This window comes from Sulfitobacter sp. 1A15106, assembly GCF_043556995.1.
Taxonomy (GTDB): Bacteria; Pseudomonadota; Alphaproteobacteria; order Rhodobacterales; family Rhodobacteraceae; genus Sulfitobacter; species Sulfitobacter faviae.
Map to the genome: position 1 here is coordinate 64,394 of NZ_JBIFFM010000009.1, position 22,248 is coordinate 86,641.

General features: G+C 62.5%; 15 protein-coding genes. 5 read left to right on the plus strand and 10 right to left on the minus strand.

Annotation, left to right across the window (positions count from 1 at the left end; genetic code table 11):
* Positions 1-46: 46 nt before the first annotated feature.
* From ACGYKA_RS14505 to ACGYKA_RS14525, 5 genes are read right to left on the minus strand one after another with little or no spacing between them, the layout of a single operon-like run.
* Positions 47-544 (minus strand): GAF domain-containing protein, encoded by a 498-nt coding sequence (locus ACGYKA_RS14505; protein ID WP_322328370.1) that lies wholly within the window; start codon positions 542-544, stop codon positions 47-49.
* Positions 541-1,296 carry an ABC transporter ATP-binding protein gene (locus ACGYKA_RS14510; protein WP_209218359.1) on the minus strand — a complete coding sequence of 252 codons (756 nt, stop codon included), beginning with the start codon at positions 1,294-1,296 and terminating at the stop codon, positions 541-543. The genes ACGYKA_RS14505 and ACGYKA_RS14510 overlap by 4 nt, the downstream gene beginning before the upstream one ends.
* On the minus strand, positions 1,293-2,132 hold the full coding sequence (locus tag ACGYKA_RS14515; RefSeq protein ID WP_394411794.1) for an ABC transporter ATP-binding protein: 840 nt from the start codon (positions 2,130-2,132) through the stop codon (positions 1,293-1,295). Before ACGYKA_RS14515 ends, ACGYKA_RS14510 begins: the two co-directional genes overlap by 4 nt.
* A complete protein-coding gene (locus tag ACGYKA_RS14520; protein WP_168613199.1) occupies positions 2,126-3,031 on the minus strand; it encodes an ABC transporter permease in 906 nt (301 codons plus the stop codon). The genes ACGYKA_RS14515 and ACGYKA_RS14520 overlap by 7 nt, the downstream gene beginning before the upstream one ends.
* 9 nt (positions 3,032-3,040) lie before the next feature.
* On the minus strand, positions 3,041-4,072 hold the full coding sequence (locus tag ACGYKA_RS14525) for an ABC transporter permease (protein WP_394411692.1): 1,032 nt from the start codon (positions 4,070-4,072) through the stop codon (positions 3,041-3,043).
* A 206-nt stretch (positions 4,073-4,278) separates the two neighbouring features.
* On the opposite strand from ACGYKA_RS14525, the gene ACGYKA_RS14530 reads away from it, so the two are divergent.
* The 3 genes from ACGYKA_RS14530 (at position 4,279) to ACGYKA_RS14540 (ending at position 7,724) form a co-directional block, all read left to right on the plus strand.
* Positions 4,279-4,887 (plus strand): helix-turn-helix domain-containing protein, encoded by a 609-nt coding sequence (locus ACGYKA_RS14530; RefSeq protein ID WP_394411791.1) that lies wholly within the window; start codon positions 4,279-4,281, stop codon positions 4,885-4,887.
* A 52-nt stretch (positions 4,888-4,939) separates the two neighbouring features.
* Positions 4,940-6,529, plus strand: a complete 1,590-nt coding sequence (locus ACGYKA_RS14535) for an ABC transporter substrate-binding protein (protein ID WP_394439078.1) — start codon at positions 4,940-4,942, stop codon at positions 6,527-6,529.
* An 88-nt stretch (positions 6,530-6,617) separates the two neighbouring features.
* Entirely contained in the window at positions 6,618-7,724 is a 1,107-nt protein-coding gene (locus tag ACGYKA_RS14540; RefSeq protein WP_394411686.1) for a M24 family metallopeptidase, read from the plus strand.
* Positions 7,725-7,803: 79 nt separating this feature from the next.
* On the opposite strand, the gene ACGYKA_RS14545 is transcribed toward ACGYKA_RS14540, so the two are convergent.
* From ACGYKA_RS14545 to ACGYKA_RS14565, 5 genes are all read right to left on the minus strand, one after another.
* Entirely contained in the window at positions 7,804-8,532 is a 729-nt protein-coding gene (locus ACGYKA_RS14545) for a hypothetical protein (protein ID WP_394411683.1), read from the minus strand.
* Positions 8,533-8,757: 225 nt separating this feature from the next.
* Entirely contained in the window at positions 8,758-14,499 is a 5,742-nt protein-coding gene (locus ACGYKA_RS14550; RefSeq protein WP_394411680.1) for a hypothetical protein, read from the minus strand.
* 118 nt (positions 14,500-14,617) lie between these two features.
* On the minus strand, positions 14,618-17,251 hold the full coding sequence (locus ACGYKA_RS14555) for a beta strand repeat-containing protein (RefSeq protein ID WP_394411677.1): 2,634 nt from the start codon (positions 17,249-17,251) through the stop codon (positions 14,618-14,620).
* A gap of 58 nt (positions 17,252-17,309) precedes the next feature.
* Positions 17,310-17,822 (minus strand): hypothetical protein, encoded by a 513-nt coding sequence (locus ACGYKA_RS14560; protein WP_394411675.1) that lies wholly within the window; start codon positions 17,820-17,822, stop codon positions 17,310-17,312.
* A gap of 418 nt (positions 17,823-18,240) precedes the next feature.
* Positions 18,241-18,861 carry a response regulator transcription factor gene (locus tag ACGYKA_RS14565; protein ID WP_067267389.1) on the minus strand — a complete coding sequence of 207 codons (621 nt, stop codon included), beginning with the start codon at positions 18,859-18,861 and terminating at the stop codon, positions 18,241-18,243.
* Between the two features lie 251 nt (positions 18,862-19,112).
* Between ACGYKA_RS14565 and ACGYKA_RS14570 the strand changes: the two genes are divergently transcribed.
* Together ACGYKA_RS14570 and ACGYKA_RS14575 are read left to right on the plus strand one after the other, a co-directional pair.
* Positions 19,113-19,595, plus strand: coding sequence for a molybdopterin-dependent oxidoreductase (locus tag ACGYKA_RS14570; RefSeq protein WP_209218349.1), 483 nt, complete (start codon positions 19,113-19,115; stop codon positions 19,593-19,595).
* Positions 19,596-19,673: 78 nt separating this feature from the next.
* Positions 19,674-22,208 (plus strand): ATP-binding protein, encoded by a 2,535-nt coding sequence (locus tag ACGYKA_RS14575; RefSeq protein ID WP_394411788.1) that lies wholly within the window; start codon positions 19,674-19,676, stop codon positions 22,206-22,208.
* The last annotated feature ends 40 nt before the right edge of the window (positions 22,209-22,248 follow it).

Sequence of the window (22,248 nt, forward strand, 5' to 3'; positions counted from 1 at the left end):
CCGCATTTCTGCGACGGCCTTCTTTCGGCAGTGCCCGCTCCGGGCGTCAGCCCATTTGCCGCACCACGGCCATGGTGGCGATGGCGGGCAGAGTCAGCAGCGCTTTGACCTGTTCCACGCGGGTGGGGGTGTAATAGCCCTCTTCGTGCAGGATGTTGACCGTGGCGACCATCTTGCCGCCGATGATGATCGGCAGGTTCACGACCGAGGCGCAGCCCAAACGGCCGATCAGTTCCGCATCGGGAAAGACCGCGTCGATATCGGCCAAGGTGTTGGCTACAAAGCATTCCTGCCGCCCGTGGACCTGTTCGAACCAAGTGTCGATGGTGATCTCTTTGGTGCCGGAGGTTGGGTAATTCTCGGCGTCGTCGGTATAGACCCGCCGCGCCAGCATCGCGTCCATATCCGCGGTCATCACGGTAAAGAGTTTGGCCCCCACGGTGGCCTTGGTCAGCGCGCAGAGCGCGTCGAAGGCCTGTGTTTCGGTGGTCGCCTGCTCAAGCGCTGTCTGAAAGCGTTGCATTGCGTCGGTGGTATCGGTCATGGGGCTTCCTTGCGGTCTGGATTGCCGCCCGAGGCGGCGTAGAGGGCTTGGGTATAGGGATCGGTAAAGCTGCCGTCATGCAGCGCGCTGGCCGGGGCGATCTCAACCACGCGGCCTTTGTTCATCACCGCCATGCGGTCGCACATGAAACTGACGACGGGGAGATTGTGGGTGACCATCAGATAGGTCAGCCCCTGTTCGCGACGCAGCCGTTTCAGCAGGTTGAGGATCTCCGCCTGAACCGAGACATCCAGCGCCGAGGTCGGCTCATCCAGCAGCATCACCTTGGGCTCAAGCATCAGCGCGCGCGCGATGGCCACCCGTTGCCGCTGCCCGCCGGAGAGCTGATGCGGAAAGCGGAAGCGGAAACGTTTGTCGAGGCCGACGGCCTGCAGCATCTCCACGACGCGGGCGCTGCGGTTGCCAAGCCCGTGAATCATTAGCGGCTCGGAGAGCACCCCATCCACCGTTTTGCGCGGATGGAGAGAGGCATAGGGGTCTTGAAATACCATCTGGCATTGCCCGGCAAAAGCGCGGTCGACCTTGTGACCGCGCGGCTGGCCGAGTACGGAAATCTCACCGGTCCAATCGGGGGCCAGCCCCGCGATGGCCTTGAGCACCGTGGATTTGCCCGAACCGCTTTCGCCCACCAGCGCAAAGCTTTCGCCCTCCGCCACATCGATATTCACCCCGGTGACCACTTTGGTTTGCCCATAGGAGATGTCGAGGTTCTTGAGTGTAATCGCGCTCATGTGCCGCTCCATGCGCTGCGGTCGAGGACGGGCAGTTCATCGCGCGTCTCTTCCATTTTCGGAACCGCGGCCAAAAGGCCCTTGGTGTAGGGATGGCTGGCCTTGTGCAGATCGGCGGCGGCGCAGCTTTCCACCACCTGGCCTGCGTGCATCACAAGGATCCGGTCGCAATAGCGCGCCACGAGGTTGAGGTCATGGGAGATCAGGATCAGCCCCATGCCGTGGTCGCGCACCAGCTCGTCGATGAGGTCGAGCACCTGCGCCTGCACGCTCACATCCAGCGCCGAGGTCGGCTCGTCCGCGATCAGCAGATCGGGGCGGGGGATCAGCATCATGGCAATCATGATCCGCTGGCCCATGCCGCCTGAGACTTCGTGCGGGTAAAGGTCCATCACCCGCTCCGGCTCATTAATCCGCACCGATTCCAGCATCTCCAGCACCCGCGCTTTTACGTCGCGCCGGGCGAGGCGCTCGTGGGTCAGCAGCGCCTCGGCGATCTGCGCGCCCACGGTCATCACCGGGTTCAGCGAGAACTTCGGGTCCTGCATGATCATCGAAATCCGAGCTCCGCGCAGGTGGCGCATCTGTCTTTCCGACTGGCTTTGCAGGTCGATCCCGTCAAAGCGCATGACTTCGGCCTGCTGCCGCCCCGGATGACGCACAAGCCGCAGGATCGCCCGCCCGGTCATGGATTTGCCCGAGCCGCTTTCGCCCACGATGCCAAGCCGTTCACGGCCGAGGGTGAAAGACAGCCCCTTGACCACCTCGACCCGGCCCTTGGGGGTGGGGAAGCTGACGGAGAGGCTTTTAAGTTCCAGCAGGGGCGCGGTCATGATTTGCCTCCTTGTTTGGGGTCGAGCACGTCGCGCAGCCCGTCGCCCAAAAAGCAAAAGCCGAGCGAGACAAGGATGATCGCAAAGCCGGGCATCGTCGCCACCCACCATTGATCCAAGATGAAGGCCCGCCCGCGCGAGATCATCGCGCCCCATTCCGGCAGCGGCGGCTGCGCGCCGAGGCCCAGAAAGCCAAGGCCCGCGGCGGTCAGGATGATTCCCGCCATATCCAGCGTCACCCGCACGATCATCGACGAGGTGCACAGCGGCAGCACGTGGCGCGTGATGATCCGCCCATGCGAGGCGCCCAGCAGACGCATGGCCGAGATGAACTCGGAATTGCGGAAGGTCAGCGTCTCGGCCCGGGCGATACGCGCATAGGCGGGCCATGAGGTGATGGCGATGGCGATGATGGCATTCTCGATCCCCGGCCCGAGGGCGGCGACGAATGCCAGTGCGAGGATCAGCTTGGGCATGGACAGAAACACATCCGTCACCCCCATCAAGACCCTGTCGGTCCAGCCGCCGAAATAGCCCGAGATCGCGCCGATCAGCAGCCCCAGCGGGGCGGCGATGACAGCGACCAAGGCCACGATCATCAGGGTGATCCGCGCGCCATAGATCACGCGGCTGAAAATGTCGCGGCCCAACTCATCCGTGCCCATCCAATGCGCCGCCGATGGGGGCAGCAGCCGGGCGTCGAGGTTCTGCCCCAGCGGGTTTTGCGGCGCAATCCAAGGCGCGAAGAGCGCGGCCAGGATCAGCATCAGCAGGATCACCGCCCCCACCACCGCTAGCGGATTGCGCAGCAATTGCAGCAGCATGCGATAGGCATTGCCCATATTCGCCTGCAATTTCGAAGCGGGGGAGTCGTCCAAAAGCCAGTTTCTTGCGGTGGTCATGACGGCCTCCTAGCGGCTGCGCGGGTCAAGGATGCGGTAGAGCACATCCGAAAGTTTGTTAATCAGGATGAAGACCGCGCCGATCACCAGCGTCGCCCCCAACACGGCGTTCATATCGGCGTTGAGCAGCGCTACGGTCAGGTAGTTCCCGATGCCCGGCCAGCTAAAGACCGTCTCGATCATCACCGACCCTTCCAGCAGGGCGGCGTAAGATAGGCCGATCACGGTGATCAGCGGCACGCGGATCGGGCGGAACCCATGCACCCAAAGCACCCGCCATTCGGCCACGCCCTTGACCCGCGCGGTGGTGATGAATTCTTGCCCCAGTTGGTCCAACATGAAGCTGCGGGTCATCCGCGCGATATAGGCGAGCGAGAAAAACCCGAGGATCGCGGCAGGCAGGATCAGGTGATCCAGCGCGTTCCAGAAGATGTCCCACTCACCCGCAAGGGCCGAATCCACCAGCATCAGCCCACTGCGCGGCGCCACCATGCCTTCGTAAAAGATATCGACACGGCCCGGCCCAGCGACCCAACCCAGATTGGCGTAGAAGATGACAAGTCCGACAAGCCCCAGCCAGAAGGCGGGCACCGAGTAGCCCAGCAGCGCGAAGACGCGGATGATCTGATCCACCCAAGTGCCCTGCCGCGCGGCGGCCCAGACACCGCAGGGCACGCCAAGGCCGATGCCGATCAGGATGCCCAGTGTCGCCATCTCCAACGTGGCGGGAAAGACCTTGGCGAGGTCCTGCGCCACGGGCCGGTTGGTCGAGACGGAATGCCCGAGGTCGCCTTGGAACACATCGCCGACATAGGAGAAGAATTGCATGATCAGGGGCCGGTCCAGCCCCATCGCCACGCGGGCGGCGTCATATTGTTCTTGGGTCGCACGGTCGCCGACCACGGCCAGCACCGGATCAATCGGAATGACCCGCCCGATGAAAAATGTGATCGCCATCAGCCCGATGAAGGTGAGCAATGTCACAACGGCAAAACCGCCGAGAGAGGAGACCCCCTGCGCCAGCCTGCGGTCTTTTGTCATATTCGTATTCACGGGCCACGCCCTCCCTTCCTTCGCCGATGCCATTGATAAGCAAGCCATTTCCTGCGCCGACATGCGGCCTCAGGGTGCGGTGGCACCGTTCTGGATGCTTTGTGCATAAAACAAATTTCGCCATTTGCAAAAATTTTTTTGCCAGACAAAATAATTTTTTGTAACGTCGGCACAGAACAGGGGAGATGACCAAGATGCCGCGCGACAAAGCCAAGCCCGAGCCGAACCTCGGTGCCGCGATCCGCAAAAGGCGCAAGCAGATGCAGATGACGCTGCAAATGCTCTGCGACAAATCCGGTGTGTCGATGGGCTATCTCAGTCAGGTGGAGCGGGGCAATGCCACGCCGTCGCTCGGCACGCTGGCGCAGATCGCCGATGGGTTGGATGTGGCTTTGGAGTATTTTATCGCCGCGCCCAAACCCTCGGACGGGCTGACCCGTGGCAATGAGCGCACGCAGTTCGCGCTGGCCAATTCATCACTGACCTATGAAAGCCTTGCCGCCACTTTCCCGGGCGCAGAACTGTCGAGCTATCTGCTTCACGTCCCGCCCGGCTACGAATCCGAGACGGTGAGCCATGAGGGCGAGGAGATGGTCTTTGTCCTTGAGGGAGAGATCGAGCAGACCCTCGACGGGCAGAAATTCCGCATGAGCGCGGGCGACTGTCTGCATTACAGCGGCCAGCTTCCCCATGCTTGGGCAAACCGAACCGACACGACTGCGCGCATCCTCTGGACCGGCACCTTGACGGTGCTGAACCGGGCAGGGGCCATCGAGCTGCCTGAACTGATCAAGAAAGCCTAGGCGCGCTGGGCAGATGACATTCCAACTTCAACGATCCAACAAGGAGACGACCATGAAAACACTCAGATCAACCCTATTGGCAAGCGCGCTTGCGCTGCCCTTGGCCGCGCCGCTGGCCTTGGCCGACACGCCCGAAGGCGTGCTGGTCGTGGCGCAGAACGTCGACGATATCGTGGCGCTTGACCCCGCGCAGGCCTATGAGTTCACTTCCGGTGAATTGGTCACCAACCTCTATGACCGTCTGGTGCAATATGACGCCGAGGACACCACGGTTCTGGCGCCGGGGCTCGCCGCGGAATGGGAAGCCGACGCCGAGGCCAAGACGATCACCTTCACCCTGCGCGACGGCGCGACTTTCGCCTCCGGCAACCCGGTGACTGTGGATGACGTGCTGTTCTCTTTCGCACGCGTGATCAAACTGAACCTCACCCCGGCCTTCATCCTGACCCAACTGGGCTGGACGGCTGAGAACATCGACCAGATGGTTACGGCCGAGGGCAATACCGTCACCGTGAAATACGACGGCGATTTCTCCCCGGCCTTTGTGCTGAACGTGCTCGCCGCGCGCCCTGCCTCCATCGTCGACAGCGTGCTGGTGAAAGAGCATGAAGTCGACGGCGACATGGGCAATGCTTGGCTGAACGAAAACTCCGCCGGTTCCGGCCCCTTCAAGCTGGACCGCTATGCGCCTGCGCAAATGGTCCGGATGAGCGCGAATGAAGGCTATTTCAACGGCGCGCCCGAGATCGACAGCGTGATCATCCGCCATGTGGCCGAATCCGCCACCCAGCAGTTGCTGCTTGAGAAGGGCGATATCGACCTTGCGCGCAACCTGACGCCCGATCAGATCGCCTCCATCGACAATGCAGAGATCAAGGTCGAAACCTACCCGCAGGCGGCGGTGCACTTCCTGTCCTTCAACCAAAAGACCGAAAGCCTGACCCCGCCCGCGGTGTGGGAAGCCGCCCGCTATCTGGTGGATTACGAAGGCATGACCAATTCGATCATCAAGGGTCAAATGGACGTGCATCAGGCCTTCTGGCCCAAGGGCTTCCCCGGCTCGTTCGACGAGACGCCTTTCACCTACGATCCTGAAAAGGCGGAACAAATACTCGCCGATGCCGGGATCGAGACGCCGATCACCGTCTCGCTCGACGTGATCAACGCGGCGCCGTTCACCGACATGGCCCAGTCGCTTCAGGCGAGCTTTGCCGACGCGGGGATCAACTTCGAGATCCTGCCCGGCACCGGCAGTCAGGTCATCACCAAGTACCGTGAGCGCAGCCACGAGGCGATGTTGCTGTACTGGGGCCCCGACTTCATGGACCCGCATTCCAATGCCAAGGCTTTTGCCTATAACTCGGACAACTCCGACGACTCCTATGCCGCGACCACCACATGGCGCAACGCGTGGGCCGTGCCGGAAGAGCTGAACAAGCAGACCATGGCGGCGCTGTCCGAAGCCGACCCGGAAAGGCGGCTCGAGATGTACCGCGACCTTCAGCAGAAGGTGCAAAAGGACTCGCCCATCGTGATCATGTTCCAAGCAGCCTATCAGGTGGCGATGGATGATGACGTGACCGGCTATGTGAACGGCGCGACATCGGATTTCGTCTTCTACCGGTTGGTGGAAAAGGGCTGATCCCGCTTCCCTGATCCCTGCGCGGGCCGGGGGGCTCCCCTCGGCCCGCGCATCCCAATACCCTTTTTGAATACCAAGGTCTTTGCCCATGTCCGCTTCCTCCCCCTTCGATACCCGCCTTACCAACCTGCGCGCGCGCATGGCCGAGACGGGCACCGATCTTGTCGCCCTCGGCCCGTCGAGCCATATGGCCTGGCTGTCCGGCGTGCATCCCCATGGCGACGAACGCCCGGTGATGCTCTTGGTCAGCGCCGATTACGCAGGGTTTCTGATGCCCGCCCTGAACGCCGCCGCCGCGCGCAAAGACACCGATCTGCCATTCCACGCATGGAGCGACGATCAGGGGCCGGAGGCCGCCTTGACCGAACTGCTTGACGCCTGCGGCGCTACGGCCCCCGGGCTCTCGGTGGTGCTGGATGAGACCATGCGCACCGATTTCGCCCTGCGGCTACTGGATGCGCTCGATCATCCGCGACGCCGCTTTACCGATGACACCGTCGGTCTGCTGCGCGCCAGCAAGGACAGCGAAGAATATGCCGCGATCAAAGCCGCGCATCTGTTGAACGACAGCGCCGTTCGGGCCGCTTTCGCCGCGCTGAAAGAAGGCATTACCGAGCGTGAGGTCGTGGCGCTGATTCAGGACCACTACAAAGCCAATGGCGCGCACCTTGAATTCTGCTCGGTCTGTTTCGGCGAATCCGGCGCTTTCCCGCATCACTACCCCGGCGATACGGCATTGGCCCAAGGCATGGCCGTGCTGATCGACACCGGCTGCCGGTTAGACGGTTACCCCTCCGACATGACCCGCAGCGGCTTTTTCGGCACGCCGGATGCCGAGTATGAGGAGGTTTTCGCCACGGTCGAGCGGGCAGTACAGGCCGCGCTTGATGCTGCCCGCCCCGGCGTCGCGGCACGCGAGATCGACCGCGCCGCACGCGATGTGATCACGCAGGCGGGCTATGGTGCACACTTCCTGCACCGCACCGGCCATGGCCTTGGCATCGACATCCATGAGCCGCCCTATATCGCCGCGAATTCCGATGCGGTTCTGGCCGAAGGCAATGTTTTCTCAATCGAGCCGGGCATCTATTTGGAAGGCAAATTCGGCGTGCGTCTGGAAGAGATCGTGATCTTGCGCGCCGATGGGCCTGAAATCTTCTCGGAAATGCCGCGCGAGATGCAGCGCCGCGGCTAAAAAGGCGGCCAAAGCGGCGAAAATACGCGCGCTTTGGCCTGGAGGGAGACGGAGAGAGAGAAGAGAGTGGGGCGCGCGGTCAGGAGGTGCCGCGTGGCGTGTTTTCAAAGATGCTTTTCATATGGCTGTCGAACTCGTTCCAAGTGATGACAGCCCGGTTGCCCGCATGGCCGTGATAATAGGACCGGCCCGTCGAAGTGGGCAGCCCGGCCCAGATGCGGGCGAGGTTTTCCATGAAACGATGGCGGCTGATCTTGCCCTTCATGAAGGGAGTAAATCCTGCGTCTTCGAGCAATAGATCCGCCAACAGGTCTTGGACCTGCGGGGTGAACCGATCGCTCTTGCTCAGCCCCGCTTCGGCGACGAGCGTTTTCAAAGTGTTGGGGATGAACTGGTAGCGCCCGATGGCATGGGGCTGGCCGGGGGTCGCCTTGATCCAGCGATAGATTTCGCCGATGGTCATGCTTGTGGGGCGCTTGGGCGGCTTGATCCGCGCCCCATGTTGCACCGCATCATAGCCTTTCGCGCCGGCCTCGGCAGAGGCGATGACATGGCGCACCGCCGCCGATGGGCCGCCGCGCGTGGGCAGGGTCAGTTTGCGGGGGGCCTGTGCATGTTTGGCAGGGGTCTTGATCATGCCCCGGTTGAGGTGGATCCGCGCATCCGAGGCAGAGGGCGACAGGGCGAAGTTCAGGCCGGTGACGGCGATCTTGCGGCTGTCGAAACGGGCGAAATCATTTGCATTTGCCGCGCCGGAGAGGGTGGCGGCGATCAGGCAAAAGGCAGTGCTGGCAGCGAGCTTTTTCATCGGAGTTTCCCATCGGGCTGGAGGTTTGCATTGTCCCTGATCATGCGCCTCTAAAATCGATATTTCATTAATGCGGACAGCTAGTTAGCGTCTCGAAAGGATAGTCGGCCCGGCGCTTGGAGTAGGCCGGGTCGACTTTGGAGCGACGCCGCGCTCTGAAAGAGAAATGAGCCACGTTCCAGATGCGCTTGGAACGTGGCTCTCCCTCGGGGCTGAGTCTCCCGGTCAGCTTCCGAGGAATTGGTCGAACTGGGTCCAGAGTGAGTTGTCCAACAGCAGGTTGAACCGGAAATAGAACCCTTCGTCATAGAGGCTGCTTTGCCCTGCCACCCGGCCACGGGCCTTGTTGTAGCCGAGCGCCAGCAGGACACCTTCGCGCGGGGTGAAGCCAAATTCGGCGCCGATCCCGTTGGAAGAATTGCCCTCGCTGTCCCACAGATGCGTGGCGTTGAGGCCGAGTTGGAAACGGTCGTCGCCGAATTCGTAGTTCAGACCGCCTTGGATCAACTGCGTGGTGGTGTTGGCCCGCGCGCCGGCATTGGTGCCGATCTTCTGGTACTGGCCGGCATATTTGCCGTTGATCCGCAGGTCGGCGTCGATCTCATAATTCGCGTCGATCGACCACAGATGCGTTTCCGTGCTGGCGTGTTTCTCTTCCAGCCGGTGCTCGTACCAAGCCAGCACATCCAGGCGGGCGTTGTCCTTGGGGCGATAGGCGGCCCCGATGCGGGTGCGCATGCGGCGGGAGTTCTCGCCCTCGCGGCGGTCAAGCGCGGCACGGCTGCGGGCCAGAACGGTCAACTCAGGGGTGACATTGCCCGCGATGCCGAAGCTGGCGTAATGGGTCTTGCCGCTCTCTTCCCAAGTGGTTTCCAGTTCGGCATCGCCGACCCAGTCGCCATCCGCCGATTCCCAGCTTGTGCCGATGGCAAAGGAGGTGAGCTCCCCGTCATTGGTCTCAAGGTTGCGCGAATGCTCAAGATCGGCGCGCAGATTGGTGCTTTCGTTGATGTCCCAATCGACCGACAGGCCCTGAACCATGGTGGTGTCGCTGGTGCCGCTGGCCTTGGTCATCTCGGTCCGGCCGGTGACCCATTCGTTCATCGTATAGGTGAAGCCATAGGCCGCGCGGGTGACCAGAGCGTCGCTGCCGAACTGAAGCTCGATCTCGTTATAGACGCGCCAGCCGTTCTTGGGCTCGTCGTAAAGGCCGAGGGTCAGTTCGGTGGGAGCGTCACCGCTGAGCGGGGCGCGCAGCTTGGCCTCGATCACGGTGCCGGGGCGGGCCGCTGGGGTCCAATGCGCGCCGAGGATCAGGGCGGTGTCGGTCTCGCTGCCGCTGGCGGTGCGGTCCCGGCTGTACTCAAGGCCGATCTCGCCGCGCAGGGTCTTGCTCAGATGCCGGGAATAGATCGCGCCCACGGTCAGCCGCGTGCTGTCGTTGATCCGGTCGCGGGTGTATTCCGCGCCGAAGGCGATGTCGCTGCGCCGGTCGATCTCTTCGCCATAGCTCAGGCGGATCTGGGTGGTGCCGGGGCGGGCCAACCCGCCTTGAGCGTAGAAGTCGCGGCCCGTGTGGATCGCCTCGAAAGCGAAGTGGCGGGTTTCGGTCTTCAGCTCATAGGACAGGCGTGCAGCGTTGTCCTTGTCGCCCATGGCGTTCTCCGACCGGGCCACCTCGGCCTCCCACAGCCCGCCTTGGCGGTCTTCGTGCTGAAGGTAGGCAGAGTGCATCCGCTGGCGGGCCGCGTTGCCCAAGGGGGCGTCGGCATGGACCGCACGGGCGCCCACAGAGGTCCGCTCGGACAGGGCATAGTTCACCTCACCGCCATAGAGCCAATAGGCTTCGGCGCCCTCGGCCTCAACCTCATAGGTCACGCGGATCGACACGGGGTTGCCGTCAAGGTCGAACTGGCGCACCGGGCTGTCGAAGGTGATGGTGTTGCGGAAGAAGTCGAGCAGATAGTCAGTGCCGCGCAGCAGGGGCGTGGCCGACAGGATATCGCCGCCGTCTTCGTCCCGCACGAGGATCTCCACCCGCTCGGACCCTTGCACATAGCCGCTCAGGTCAAGGTCATAGGGGCCAGAGACGCCGCGCCCGCGGATTTCCTGAATCTGCTGCTCTTGCGCGGTCCGGGCTGCGAAGACGGTGACCGAGACGCGGTCGTTCTCCCAATGGCCCTTGGCGCCGGTGGCGACACGTTGCAATCCGCCCAGTTTCAGCGCGCTGGCCTCAGGCGCGATGGCGATATCGCCGTAGAGCACATAGGAGCGGCCTTTCTCTACCTTCACAAAAAGGTTGGACGAAGATTGCGCATCGGCCCCGCGTTCGGAATTGTCGCCGTAGACGGGGTAGTATTCCTCTCCCCGGATGTCGCGGAACAGGCTGTCTTCGGTGTCCCGGTCCGAGCTGTAGCGCAGGGTCAGCAGGGCGTCGCCACGGATCACCCCTTTGAGGTAAAGCTCACCCCGGACCCCGGTGGTGGTGTCTTCGAAAGCGCTGATGCGGTCTTCTTCGATGACGTTACCTGCATCCCCGCTCAGCGAAACCGCGCCTTCGATCACACCGATCAGCACACGTTCGTTCAGGTCGGGGGTGAAGGTCACCCGCGCCTCGGCCTCGCCAAAGGAGGAGCGCACGGTGATCAGATCGGGGCCGGAGGCCTGCGGCGGGATCAGGTTGAAGGTCGCCTCGCCATTGTCGAGATAGGCCTGCACGCCGGGCGCGCTGCTGCGGATGTCGGTCACATCCCAAAGCGACCGGCGAGCGGCGAGGGTCACGGTGCCCGATGCGGGCACCGGGCGGCCCCCGGCGTCAAGTACGCGCACCACGACCGGCACCACTGAGGCGGGATTGGCCGAAGCGGTTTCCGGCATCAGGATCTCGATCCGGGCGGGTTTGCCGGGGGCGGTCAGGCGCAGCTCTTTGCGGACACGTTCGATGCCGAAACCGTCACGGCCCACCAGCGTCAGGACGTTCTCGCCCGAGGCCAGTTTCACGGCCACATATTCCAGCGCCTGCACATTGTTTTTCGCCAGATTGGTGCGTTCGCCCACCCGGTCGCCGCCCAGCTCGCGCCCGTTCACCAGAAGCGACAGCGTGAGATCGGCCTTGCCCTTGATCCGGATGTTCTGCGTGGCGCGGGTAACGGAGGTGTCTTCGGCAAAGTCGACAAAGCCCGGCGCGCTATCGAGGTTCTGGATCATGCTGTCGAGCGATTGACGCTGGGCCGAGGCACGCGCCGCTTGCGCGACAGAGGAGGGTTCACGCCCGGCCTCTTCGCTTTGTGCCGCGATCATGCCGGGGGTCAGCTGAGTGGTGGTGGCGATGCCAGCCTCACCGCGCACGGAGCGGGTGCTGCTGCGCTGGCCGTCGATCGGCAGATCGGCTGAATTCATGCCGGGGGTCTGACGTTTGCCGGCGAAATGGTCGCGGCGTTTGCCGAGTTCCTCAAGCGCTTCGGGGGTGCATTGGGCCACGGCGAAGTTCTCGGTCCGCAACTCGCCCTTCTTCAGCGGCACGATGCGCGAGCCACCCCGGCGCAGATCGTTGGTGCGGGTCACCTGCACCGCGGTTCCGGCGGGAAGGGTTTCGGGCTGCACGAGGAACGCATGGGTGACCGGGCGCATGCCGTTTAGCGAATAAGCGCCATCGATATCGGTCACGACAAAGAGGCCCTCTTGGGTCACGATGCGGACACCGGGAATGCCCGGTTCATCCTCGACGCGGTCGCGCAGGCCGTTGCCGTTGCAATCCATGAACACGGCGCCCAGCACGGTGCCCTGGCGGGCAAAGACACCGCCCGAATTGTCGAGCCGTACCATGGCGCGGGCGGTCTGCGACTGTTGCAGTACCCCGGTACCTGCTTGGCGGCCCGACAGGATTGCGGTGTTCTCGTTGCGGCCTTCGCGGGCGGCAGCAGAGAATTGCATCACATAGGACAGCTCATGGCTGGAAAGCGGCTCCAACATGCCCACGTCAAAGCGCAGGTCGCCGTTGCCGATCTCCTGCGGATCGCCCAGCAGCTCACCATTCAGGGTTACCGTGCCGGGCACGAGGTTCACGCCATAGGCAGGCCGGTCAAGGATTTCGCCACCGATCAGCGCTTGGTGCATGTTGTTGGTGAAGCTGAGCGTATAGGTGACGAATTCACCGTGACCCACGCGGTCGAGGTCGGCGGCTTTGTCCAGCGCCAGCGGCGTGCCATAATTCGGATCAACCGGGATGTCGGAGACGAACAATGCGCCGCCTGCGTGACTGAACGCGCGGCCCCAACCGGCATCCATCACATTGCGGCCCATACCGGCATAGTCCAGACGTGCGGAGGGGAAGATCCATGCGGGCGCGTCCATCACGGCATAGCGGTAGTCGCCTTCGGGCATTTCGGAGAAGGTGAAAAAGCCGCGCTGGTCGGTCTGGGTGCGGGCCATTTCGTTGCCCGAACGGGCATCGACAAGCGCCACGGCCACGCCGTCAATCGGGGCGTTGGTGACGGAGTTGAACAGAAAGTTGCCGGGGTTGATCATCAGATCGTCCTCAAGCACCGCGCTGTCGCAAGTCGCTGTCGCGATGAAGCTATCGCCAAAGTCGGTGGCCATGACCTGATCCCCGGCAACGGCGGGAGACATCTGCGCCATCGGCAGGGCGGGGGTGAGGAAGACACCGGTGTTGGCCCCAGTCTCGGTCGCGATGATGGTTTCCACATCGCCGGTCAGCATGCTGCGGATGGTCACCGTCGTGCTGTCGACTTCGGCGCTGATGTTGCAGGCGCCCGAGGTGAGGCGCAGGCGGGTGTCGCTGCCCGGCGTGCCATAGGGCTGGTCCGCGCCGGTCTCAGGGTGTTCAAAGACCAAGGTGCCGACCGTCTCTGTATCGCGGTCATAGACCACGGTGTTGGAGGTCAGCAGCAGGGTGCTTTCTTGGTTGTTGTAAAACGCCGAGGCGGTGTTCTGCACCTCTACCTTGCCCAAGTCGGCAGGCACCCGCACCGAGAAGCTGGGATCGGTCGCATGGCCGACGGCGTAGTCGCCCTCATGAAAGAAGGCCACCGCATCCACGTCATGGGAAAGCCCGGCGGGGGCGACGCTGACATAGTGGTGGTCAGGCGCGCCGCGCATGTGAACCAGCGCGGTCATGGTGCCCGAATCCTGCACCGCGTGGAACACGGTGTTCAGCGGGATCGCATCGCGCAGCAAGACGCCGGTCCGGGGCGTACCGTCGATCACGATCGGCTGGCCCTCAATCTCAGGGTAGCCAAAGGCGTCCCGCTCGGAGTCGTTCCGCAGCCGCAGGATGTAGGTGATGAGCGCGCCCGCGTCACTCTCGGCGACGACCTGCTCTTTCGAGACTTCGAGCCCGCCTTCCTCAACCCGCGAGACGCCCATCGCGTCGTCGGTCAGGCTTTGGCCATCCTCGGTCACGGCAGATGCGGTCAACATGCTGGCGAATTGGGTGCTGACGGGGGTCTCGGCGGAGATGCGGAATTCATAGATCAGCTGCAACCGCTCGCCCACGGCGAGCATGAAGGGCGCGGACATATCGAAGGCGCGGTCTTCGGTGTCGATCAGGCCGTTGCCGTTCAGGTCAGGGAAGAGCGATTGGCGCGACATCATTCTGGCGCTGCCTTGCTCGCCGATGCTGACCGATGTGGAAAGCGGCACGTTGCCGCTGTTGATGACGTCGAAATGGTAGCGGCCAAAGGCACCACGGGTCAGCAGTAGGTCGGAGTAGCCGGTCACTTCCAGCCCGGGAACCGCGGCGACTTCGGCCCGTACCGGGTTCGAAAAGACGCGTTCCATGATGCCAAGGGAGGTGTTGAAATAGCTGACTTCTGCCACGTTGCGGATGAAAGACCCACCGGGGGCCGGGGCGGCGGTGGCGGTCTGGGGCAGAAGGCTCAGGCCCAGTGCGGAGGCGCTGATCAGGGCCAGAGCCGGGCGGGCTTTAGACATAAGGAAACTGCGCATCAGCTTGCTCCTGTTGCGATCCCTGGGAAGGGCGTGAAAAATGGGGGAGACGGAAACGGGGAGAGGGGGGGCGCCCCCGGGAGAGCATCGCTCAGCCCGGGGGCGCCCGAGAGGTCGCTTAGTCGTCGACCCGCACGGTGAACTCTACCCGGGCGAAGCCGCCGGGAAGGATGCTGCCATGCGTGCTCGATACGTTGGTCGAGGTGACGGTGGCCGTGCTGGTGCCCGGGAACAGGCTTTCAGGGCAGGCGCCGCCACAGTCCGTGATCGCGGTATAGGCCGGGGCCGCGTCCGTGATGATCACGTTGTCCGCCGCAGAGGCACCTGTGTTCTCGGCTTCGACCATGTAGCGGATGCACTGGCCGGGCTCGACATCAAGACGTGTCTTGGTGAAGGTGCCCACGGTGCCATCGCAGCTTGCGTCGATGTACTGATATTTGCTCAGTGTGACATCGCCCGAGATGATGACCACGCGGTCTTCGACGGCGTTGTTGGTCTGGTCGATATCGGTCCCGACACCGTTCAACGTGTTGTTGATGGTGATGGTGCCGACTTCGGACACACCTTGGGTGGCTGTCGAAGGCGTCTGCACACGGTAGATCAGCGAGATGCTGTCGCCCGGGGCAAGTCCGTTCACACCCGGCGAGACACCATCGGTCAGGTCATTGAAGTTGTCGATCACCGGTTCGGACGGATCGATCACACCATCGCCGTTCTGATCCCAGAAGATCGCGCCGGAGAAGTTGGTCAGACCCGATTGCGTGATCGACGCTTCGGTGATGGCCACGTTCCCTTCGTTCGAGATGGTGTGGAGGATGTCCACGATACCACCCGGCGAAGCCTGCGCGCTTTGGTCTTCGATGATCTTCACGTCATAGATTTCGTTGACCGTAACTTGGTTGACGATCCGGTCACCTTGACCCGAGACGGAAGAGACGACCGCGACGTCGACCAGCGTGTCACCCGGCAGGGCGCCATCGGCTGGCGTGATCACGGCACGGATGGCCTGCGATGCGCCTGCGGGGATGGTGCCTGTGTTCGACACGATCGAGCCGTCGGGCAGTTGGAACTCAACCGTCCAGCCTGCGGGCAGGGCCTGATCCAGCGACAGGTTGAAGCTGTCCGAGGTGGGGCCGTTGTTTTCGACCAGCATCTCGAAGACGGTCGGCTCGCCCGGGTCTGTCGACTGGGTGACCCATGGGTTGCCACCGTTCGTCGGTGCCGCGCCATCGCCTTCGGAGCCGACCACGGCGTTCTCAAGATCGACCGAGGCCGCAAGCACCGCGCCGGTGAATTCGGCGGTCGACACATCGCTGACGCCGGAGTTGTCCGAGGTCGTTGTGATGACGGCGGTGTAGTTGGTGGTGGCGGTCGGTGCGACATCGGTTGGCAATGTGGCGATCAAGGTCACCTTGGCGCTGTCACCGATACCCAAGGGACCGACAGAGCCGACCACCGGTGTGATACCGTCGGCGCCCACAAAGCGGAAGGTGGTGCCAGCCGGGAAATCGCCATTGGTCACGTCGAGGGTCAGGCTGTCCGGGCTGTTGGAGAGGTTGGTCAGCACGAATTCCTGACGGATCGTGCCGCCCTGATAGACATCGCCGGATTCCGTGACGACATCGTTGTTGGCCGCGTCATCGTCGGTGGCCGAGGCAATCGCCGGGTTGGCCGTGCCGTTGGAGTTAATCGCCGTATCAGCAACCGCAACCGCATATTGGTTGTCGACGGTGACAGAGGCGGTGTTCGATGGCGGGAAGGCCACGCCGTCAACGTCCTGGGTCGCCACGTTGGTGATGATGCCCGCATTGGCGGTATCCGCGATCACGGCACGGAAGGTCACCTCACCCGAGCGGCCAGAGCCGACAGAGGAGATCAAGAAGTTAACGTTCTGAGCGTCGTCATAGTCCCAAGCAATCGTTTCGCCAGAGCCGTTTGAGGCGTCGACCACGGTGGAGCCGTTGTCATCGTTCAGCGGTGCGGCGGAGTCGGACCAACGGGCCGAGCCGGGTACATAGGTCAGGCGGCCATCAAGGACGTCCTGCACAGAGTAGTTGTTGGCGGCAGCCAGACCGGTGCTGGAGTAGGTCAGCGTGATGGTCACTTCGTCGCCCGCGTCGATGATATTGGGGTTGCCGCCCGAAGCCGGGTCCGCGGTCATCGACTTGACCAACTCGACAATCGCGTCGTTGGAGATTGTCAGCGTGTCTGTGTTGGTGCTCAGTACCGTGCCGTCGAGCGTGGAGGCTGCCGTGATGGTGATCGTGTCGGAACCGGTCGCGGTGGAGGCGACAGAGGCTTCGATCACGATGCCGAACTGCTCACCAGGGGCGAGGGTAGGGGTCACGGTCAGCGGTGTGGCGCTGTCGGCCACGCCGTCCATGTTGGCGTCGGGGTAGAAGACCAACTGCGAAGTATCGAGCGTGCCGCTGTCGGTTTCCACTGCGGTCAGCGCAAAGGCGTCCGGGCCGTTACCATCGTTGGTGATGATGTGCGGGAGGAAGGCTTTACCGCCGGGGGCGATGGTTTCGGTGTTGTCGGATGTCAGGGTGACGCCAGCGACCTGCTGAACGACTGTCTCAACGGTGTTGGAAGTCACAGTGACCGTGTCGCCCGCAGCGTTGGTATAGGTTGCTACGGCTTGGTTGCCGATGACAGAGCCCGCTTCGGGTGCCGCAAAAGCGACGGTGCCGATCACGGCGGTCAGAGCAACGGCACTTACGGAGCGCAGGAAAGTTGTATGGTGTTTCACGTTAATATTCCCTAGTTCTATAGTAGTTGGAGAGAGAGTGGAGAGAGAGGCGCCGGGATTAGTTCAGGCGCACGCGGTAGCTGTTGAAGGCGGAATCGCCTGCTTCGAGCGGTTCGGAGAGGGTCCAGCGCACGGCGGCGACGGCCTCTTCGGGGAGCGGCTCTTCGGTCATGTTGCCATCGGCATCGACGACCTTGCGGATGGCGGGAACGGTGGACCATTCCAGCCCTTCCTGTTCGGGGTCCATCTCGGCCTGGACTTCAAAGACCGCGGCGACAGAGGTCACTTCGGCACCCAATGTGATAGAGACGCCCTCGGGGACCGGTGCGGCGATGACGAGCCCTTCCATGGCGCCGTCGGTCATGTTCTGGTGGCGCAGCTCATAAGAGATGACCTCGCCCGGGCGGACCGTCTCACGCTCTACGAGGACTTCTCCGCCCTCGGCATTGGTTTCCACCACGCGGAAGGAGAATTCGCTCGTGAGCGCGTCGGCGGCAGCCGCGAAACCCGCGAGCGACAAAGCCGTGCTCGCGATGAGTGTCTTGGACAATTGGGAGATATGGATACGCATCTAGTAGTTCCCTTGTTGGCCGGTGAAGAGCCGGCGATTGCAATGAACGGACACGCTCATTGCGTTGTCCTGTTCTCATCTTCGGGGAACCGGATACCGATATCATCTGAGCGAACGGTTAACTCGCTGAGCCTGTGGTCAGGCGCTTAGCCGAAAGGATAGGTGGCCCTATCAGGTCGCGCCGCGGCCTATCATTTGGCGCGGAAATGGGGCCGGGCGCGGGCTCCGCAGATGGTTAATTTTGCTGGGAAAAATGGGGCTTCCGAATCTTTGATTCGTCCCGGGCCGCTATAGGCCGAACGCAAAAACGCCCGCACGAGGCGGGCGATTATGGTTTACACTCAGGGGGGAAACGGGGGGCGCTACAGCGCACGCGCTGGGCCGATGCCGGGGGTGGTTCAGGGGTGTGAAACGGGCCTCAAACGAAGCCCGCGTCGCGCGCAATGATCGCCGCATCGGTACGATTCTTTGCATCCAGTTTTCGGCAAAGTGTTTTGACATGCAGTTTGATCGTTACTTCCTGCAGATCGAGGTCGCGGGCGATCTCTTTGTTGGACTGCGCGTTCATCAATCCGCGCAGCACTTGGCGCTCCCGCTCGGACAGGGATTTCTCGAAATCCGTCTCTTCGGGATTGTCCTTGCCCGACATGAAGGTGACCGGGGCATAGGTCTCTCCCGCTGCCATGAAACGCACCGCGTTGACCAGTGACTTGGCGGGCAGCGTCTTGGGCAGAAAGCCGATCGCCCCCATTTCGAGCGCCTGTTCGGCAATGAGCCGAGTGGCGGTGCCGGAGATCAGCCCGACCGGGCGACCCTCATTGATATCGAGAACGGTTTGCAGACCCTGCAAGCCCTTCATGCCGGGCATCGTATAATCCAGCAGCACCAGGTCGTAGGGCGGCTCTGATTTGATCTTGTCCAGCGCTCCGGCCAGATCGCTTGCCGCTTCGGTGACGGTGGCCCCATCCGCATCAAGAAACATGGCGATGGTCTCTCGGACCATGTCGTGATCATCGGCAATTAAAATACGCAAAGACATAATAGATCTCCTGAAGCCAAAATGGCCGGCGTTCTCTAATTGGTAGAGTGTGCCCGTTCCAAAAGAAAGATGAAAGCCCAAGGGGAAAGGGGGGCAAAGGCATGCGCCGCTATCCTTTGGTATGGCAATGCGGGCCGCGCGGGGACAGGCGCACCTATCCTTTGGTATAGGGGGGATGCGCTTCTGCGCCTTCGCGCCTGTCATTCGGGCAGGGTATGGTCAGGTCACAACGCCAGATAAGGAAATTTGACATGACCTTTCAGTACCTCAGCAAGACCATCACCGCGGCCGCCCTCTCTTTGGGCCTTGCGTCGGCGGTTGCCGCCCAAGACGAAGAGGCCGTGCTCGAAGTGACGCTGGCCGAGGAAACCCATAGCTTCACCCTCTCGGACCTCAAATCAATGCCTGTCTCTAGCTTTGAGACGACGACGATCTGGACCGATGGCACGCAGGCATTCGAAGGCGTGTCGTTGAAAGACCTCTTTGAGACGCTGAACGTCGAAGAGGGCACCATCACCGCGACGGCGATCAATGACTATGCGGTGGAAATCCCCATGTCCGACGCGGTCGAAGACGGGCCGATCATCGCCTACCATACCAATGGCGAGGAGATGTCGCGCCGGGACAAGGGGCCGCTTTGGGTGGTCTACCCCTATGACAGCGACATCGCCTATCAGACGGAACTGGTCTACAGCCGGTCGATCTGGCAGCTTGACCGAATTAGTGTCGAGTAACTGGTAATGGCGCAGAGGGCTTGGATGAACGACGCAGGAAAATTCGGGCCCGCGCGCGCAAGAAGCCGACAGGTCTTGATGCTTATCCTCGTGCTGGGGATGAGCATCGCCGCCTATCTGGCCTATAACGTCTGGGACCGGATTCAGGCGCTCGACAGTGCGCAGCAAGACCACGCCGAATGGGTCTTTACGCAGATCGAGATCGAATTCCTCAAGACCGACCGCGCCTTGACCGAGGCGAAATCCGCCACGCCCGAAGCGTTGGACGAGTTCCGCAAACGATTCGACATCTTCTATAGCCGCGTTCTGCTGGCCGAACGGGTGCGCAACAACGCAAAGGCCAAGCCGAAAATCCGTGAGTTGCGGGCCCTGCTGGACGGGTTCCTGCCCGCGATCGACGGGTCCGACGCCGAACTGATCGCGGCTTTGGACGATATCGACGCCATGTTGCGCAGCATCGAAGACGTGCCCCGCGAGATTGCCCTCGCCTCCATCGCCATTGCCAGCGAGCTGTCTCAAAACGAACGCCATGAGATCGTGCGGCTGATCGAGGTGATGGCGGCAATCGTCTTGATCGTCACCCTTGCCTTGGTCGGGGCGGTCTATCGCCTCTCGCGGCAGGCCAGCCGGTTGAACCGCACATCGCAACTGGTCGAAGAAAACCACCTGCGCCTTGCGACCACCCTTCAGGCATCGCTCGACGCGATCGTCGTCATCAATGAGCGGGGGGAGATCGAAGATTTCAACGGCTCCGCCGAAGAGATATTCGGCATCACCCATGAGGCGGCGAAGGGCAGGGACTATATCAGCCTGTTGATCCCCCCGGCCGACCGCAGGATGCACCGCCAAAGGCTTGAGAGGTTCCGCATCACCGGCGAGACCGAAGTCGCCGACAAGGGCCGCCGCGAGTTTGAGATGATCGACCACGCCGGGCGCATTTTCCCGGTTGAGATGTCCGTGTCGCAATCGCCCATGGGGCAGGGGTCGCTCTTTATCGCCTATATTCGGGACATCACCGAAAAGCGCCTCCGCGAGGCCGAGATCATCGCCGCGCGGGATGAAGCCCTTGACGCCTATCAGGAAAAATCGCGTTTCTTCGCCATGATGAGCCACGAGATGCGCACGCCGCTCAATGGTGTGATCTCGGCCCTGCAACTGCTGCAAGATGACCGGCTTGATGATGAGCAAAAGCGATACCTTGATGCGGCGATGACCTCGGGTGAGATTTTGTTGGGCCATATCAATGATGTGCTGGCGATTGAGCGCAGTGAAGCGGGGACATATGAACAGGTGCGTCAGACCTGTGACATGACCGTGCTGATGGCGGGAATCATCAACACGATGGACCCTCTGGCCGAGGCCGGGGGCACCCGGCTGCATCTTGATCTGACACAGCTCGACGATAAGGCCATCGTCACGGACCCGCGGGCGATCCAGCAGATTCTGGTGAACCTTCTAAGCAACGCGATCAAGTTCAGCCCCGGCGGCGATGTGACCCTGCGCGGGTGGTTCGCCAAACCCGCGGGCGAGGGAGAAGCGTTCCACCTGCAGGTCGAAGATGACGGCTCCGGCATTCCGGCGGGGGATATCGACCGTATTTTCGAAGATTTTGTCTCGCTCGACAGCCGCTATGAGCGCCGCACTGGGGGCACCGGTCTGGGGCTCGGGATCGTGCGCCGGCTGGTCAAACGTCTGGGGGGTGAGATCACCTGCGAGTCGACCGTAGGCGAGGGGACATGTTTCACCCTGCGCCTGCCGGTAGAGCTTGCCGATCTGGCCGAGATCGACAGCGATGCGGCGCCCGACCTGCAAAAGCGCGCCGAACCCGCGGCGGCCCAGCGGCTCAACCTTCTGCTGGTGGACGACAATGAGATCAACCGCGAGCTGATCAAGGCGATGCTTGAGAAGATTGGCCATGACGTCACCCTCGCCACCGGCGGGCGCGAGGCGATCGAACTGGCCGAAGACGCGCCTTTCGATGCGATCCTCATGGATATCTCCATGCCCGAGGTGAACGGCATTCAGGCGACCAAGGCGATTCTTTCTGGCGAGGGCCCCAACCGCGAAACGCCGATCATCGCCGTGACCGCCCATGCCATGCCGAAAGAACGGGCGGAGTTCAGCGCCGTCGGGATGTCGGGGTTCATGCAAAAGCCGTTGGATATGAAGGTACTGCGCGCCAAGCTGCGCGAACTTTCGGGGCGCGCGGTAATGCCCGAACAGGCTCTGCCCGAGCGTTTGGCCAGCGCCCAGTCATCGGTACAGGCGAAATCCGCGAAACGGCCCCTGTTGAACGAACAACAAATCGCAGATCTGCTCGACCTGCTGGGCGCGGAGAAACTGCGCGAGCGGGTGGAAAAACTCGACCAACAAGTCGCGACCGATTTGCCCGACCTGATGGCAGCCGATGCTCTGCCTGACCTACAGGCCCGCGCCCATGCCATGGCCGGGATGTGCGGCATGCTCGGCGCCGACCGGCTGCATGGCCTGCTCAAAGAGATTGAGACCGCCTGCAAGACCGACAAGGACGAAGAGGCGCGCGCGCTGGCTGAGGCTTTGCCCGCCACCTGCGACGCGACGCTGGCGGCGATGAAGGCGCAGCTTGACCTCTGACAAGTCTGCTTGGGCGGGGCGGCGGAAACCTATCCTTAAG

Coding starts and splice junctions, on each gene's coding strand:
- ACGYKA_RS14575 (WP_394411788.1), top strand. CDS start 19,674: ATGCTTATCCTCGTGCTGGGGATGAGCATCGCCGCCTATCTGGCCTAT.
- ACGYKA_RS14530 (WP_394411791.1), top strand. CDS start 4,279: ATGCCGCGCGACAAAGCCAAGCCCGAGCCGAACCTCGGTGCCGCGATC.
- ACGYKA_RS14510 (WP_209218359.1), bottom strand. CDS start 1,296: ATGAGCGCGATTACACTCAAGAACCTCGACATCTCCTATGGGCAAACC.
- ACGYKA_RS14565 (WP_067267389.1), bottom strand. CDS start 18,861: ATGTCTTTGCGTATTTTAATTGCCGATGATCACGACATGGTCCGAGAG.
- ACGYKA_RS14560 (WP_394411675.1), bottom strand. CDS start 17,822: ATGCGTATCCATATCTCCCAATTGTCCAAGACACTCATCGCGAGCACG.
- ACGYKA_RS14545 (WP_394411683.1), bottom strand. CDS start 8,532: ATGAAAAAGCTCGCTGCCAGCACTGCCTTTTGCCTGATCGCCGCCACC.
- ACGYKA_RS14540 (WP_394411686.1), top strand. CDS start 6,618: ATGTCCGCTTCCTCCCCCTTCGATACCCGCCTTACCAACCTGCGCGCG.
- ACGYKA_RS14525 (WP_394411692.1), bottom strand. CDS start 4,072: ATGACAAAAGACCGCAGGCTGGCGCAGGGGGTCTCCTCTCTCGGCGGT.
- ACGYKA_RS14570 (WP_209218349.1), top strand. CDS start 19,113: ATGACCTTTCAGTACCTCAGCAAGACCATCACCGCGGCCGCCCTCTCT.
- ACGYKA_RS14505 (WP_322328370.1), bottom strand. CDS start 544: ATGACCGATACCACCGACGCAATGCAACGCTTTCAGACAGCGCTTGAG.
- ACGYKA_RS14550 (WP_394411680.1), bottom strand. CDS start 14,499: ATGCGCAGTTTCCTTATGTCTAAAGCCCGCCCGGCTCTGGCCCTGATC.
- ACGYKA_RS14520 (WP_168613199.1), bottom strand. CDS start 3,031: ATGACCACCGCAAGAAACTGGCTTTTGGACGACTCCCCCGCTTCGAAA.
- ACGYKA_RS14535 (WP_394439078.1), top strand. CDS start 4,940: ATGAAAACACTCAGATCAACCCTATTGGCAAGCGCGCTTGCGCTGCCC.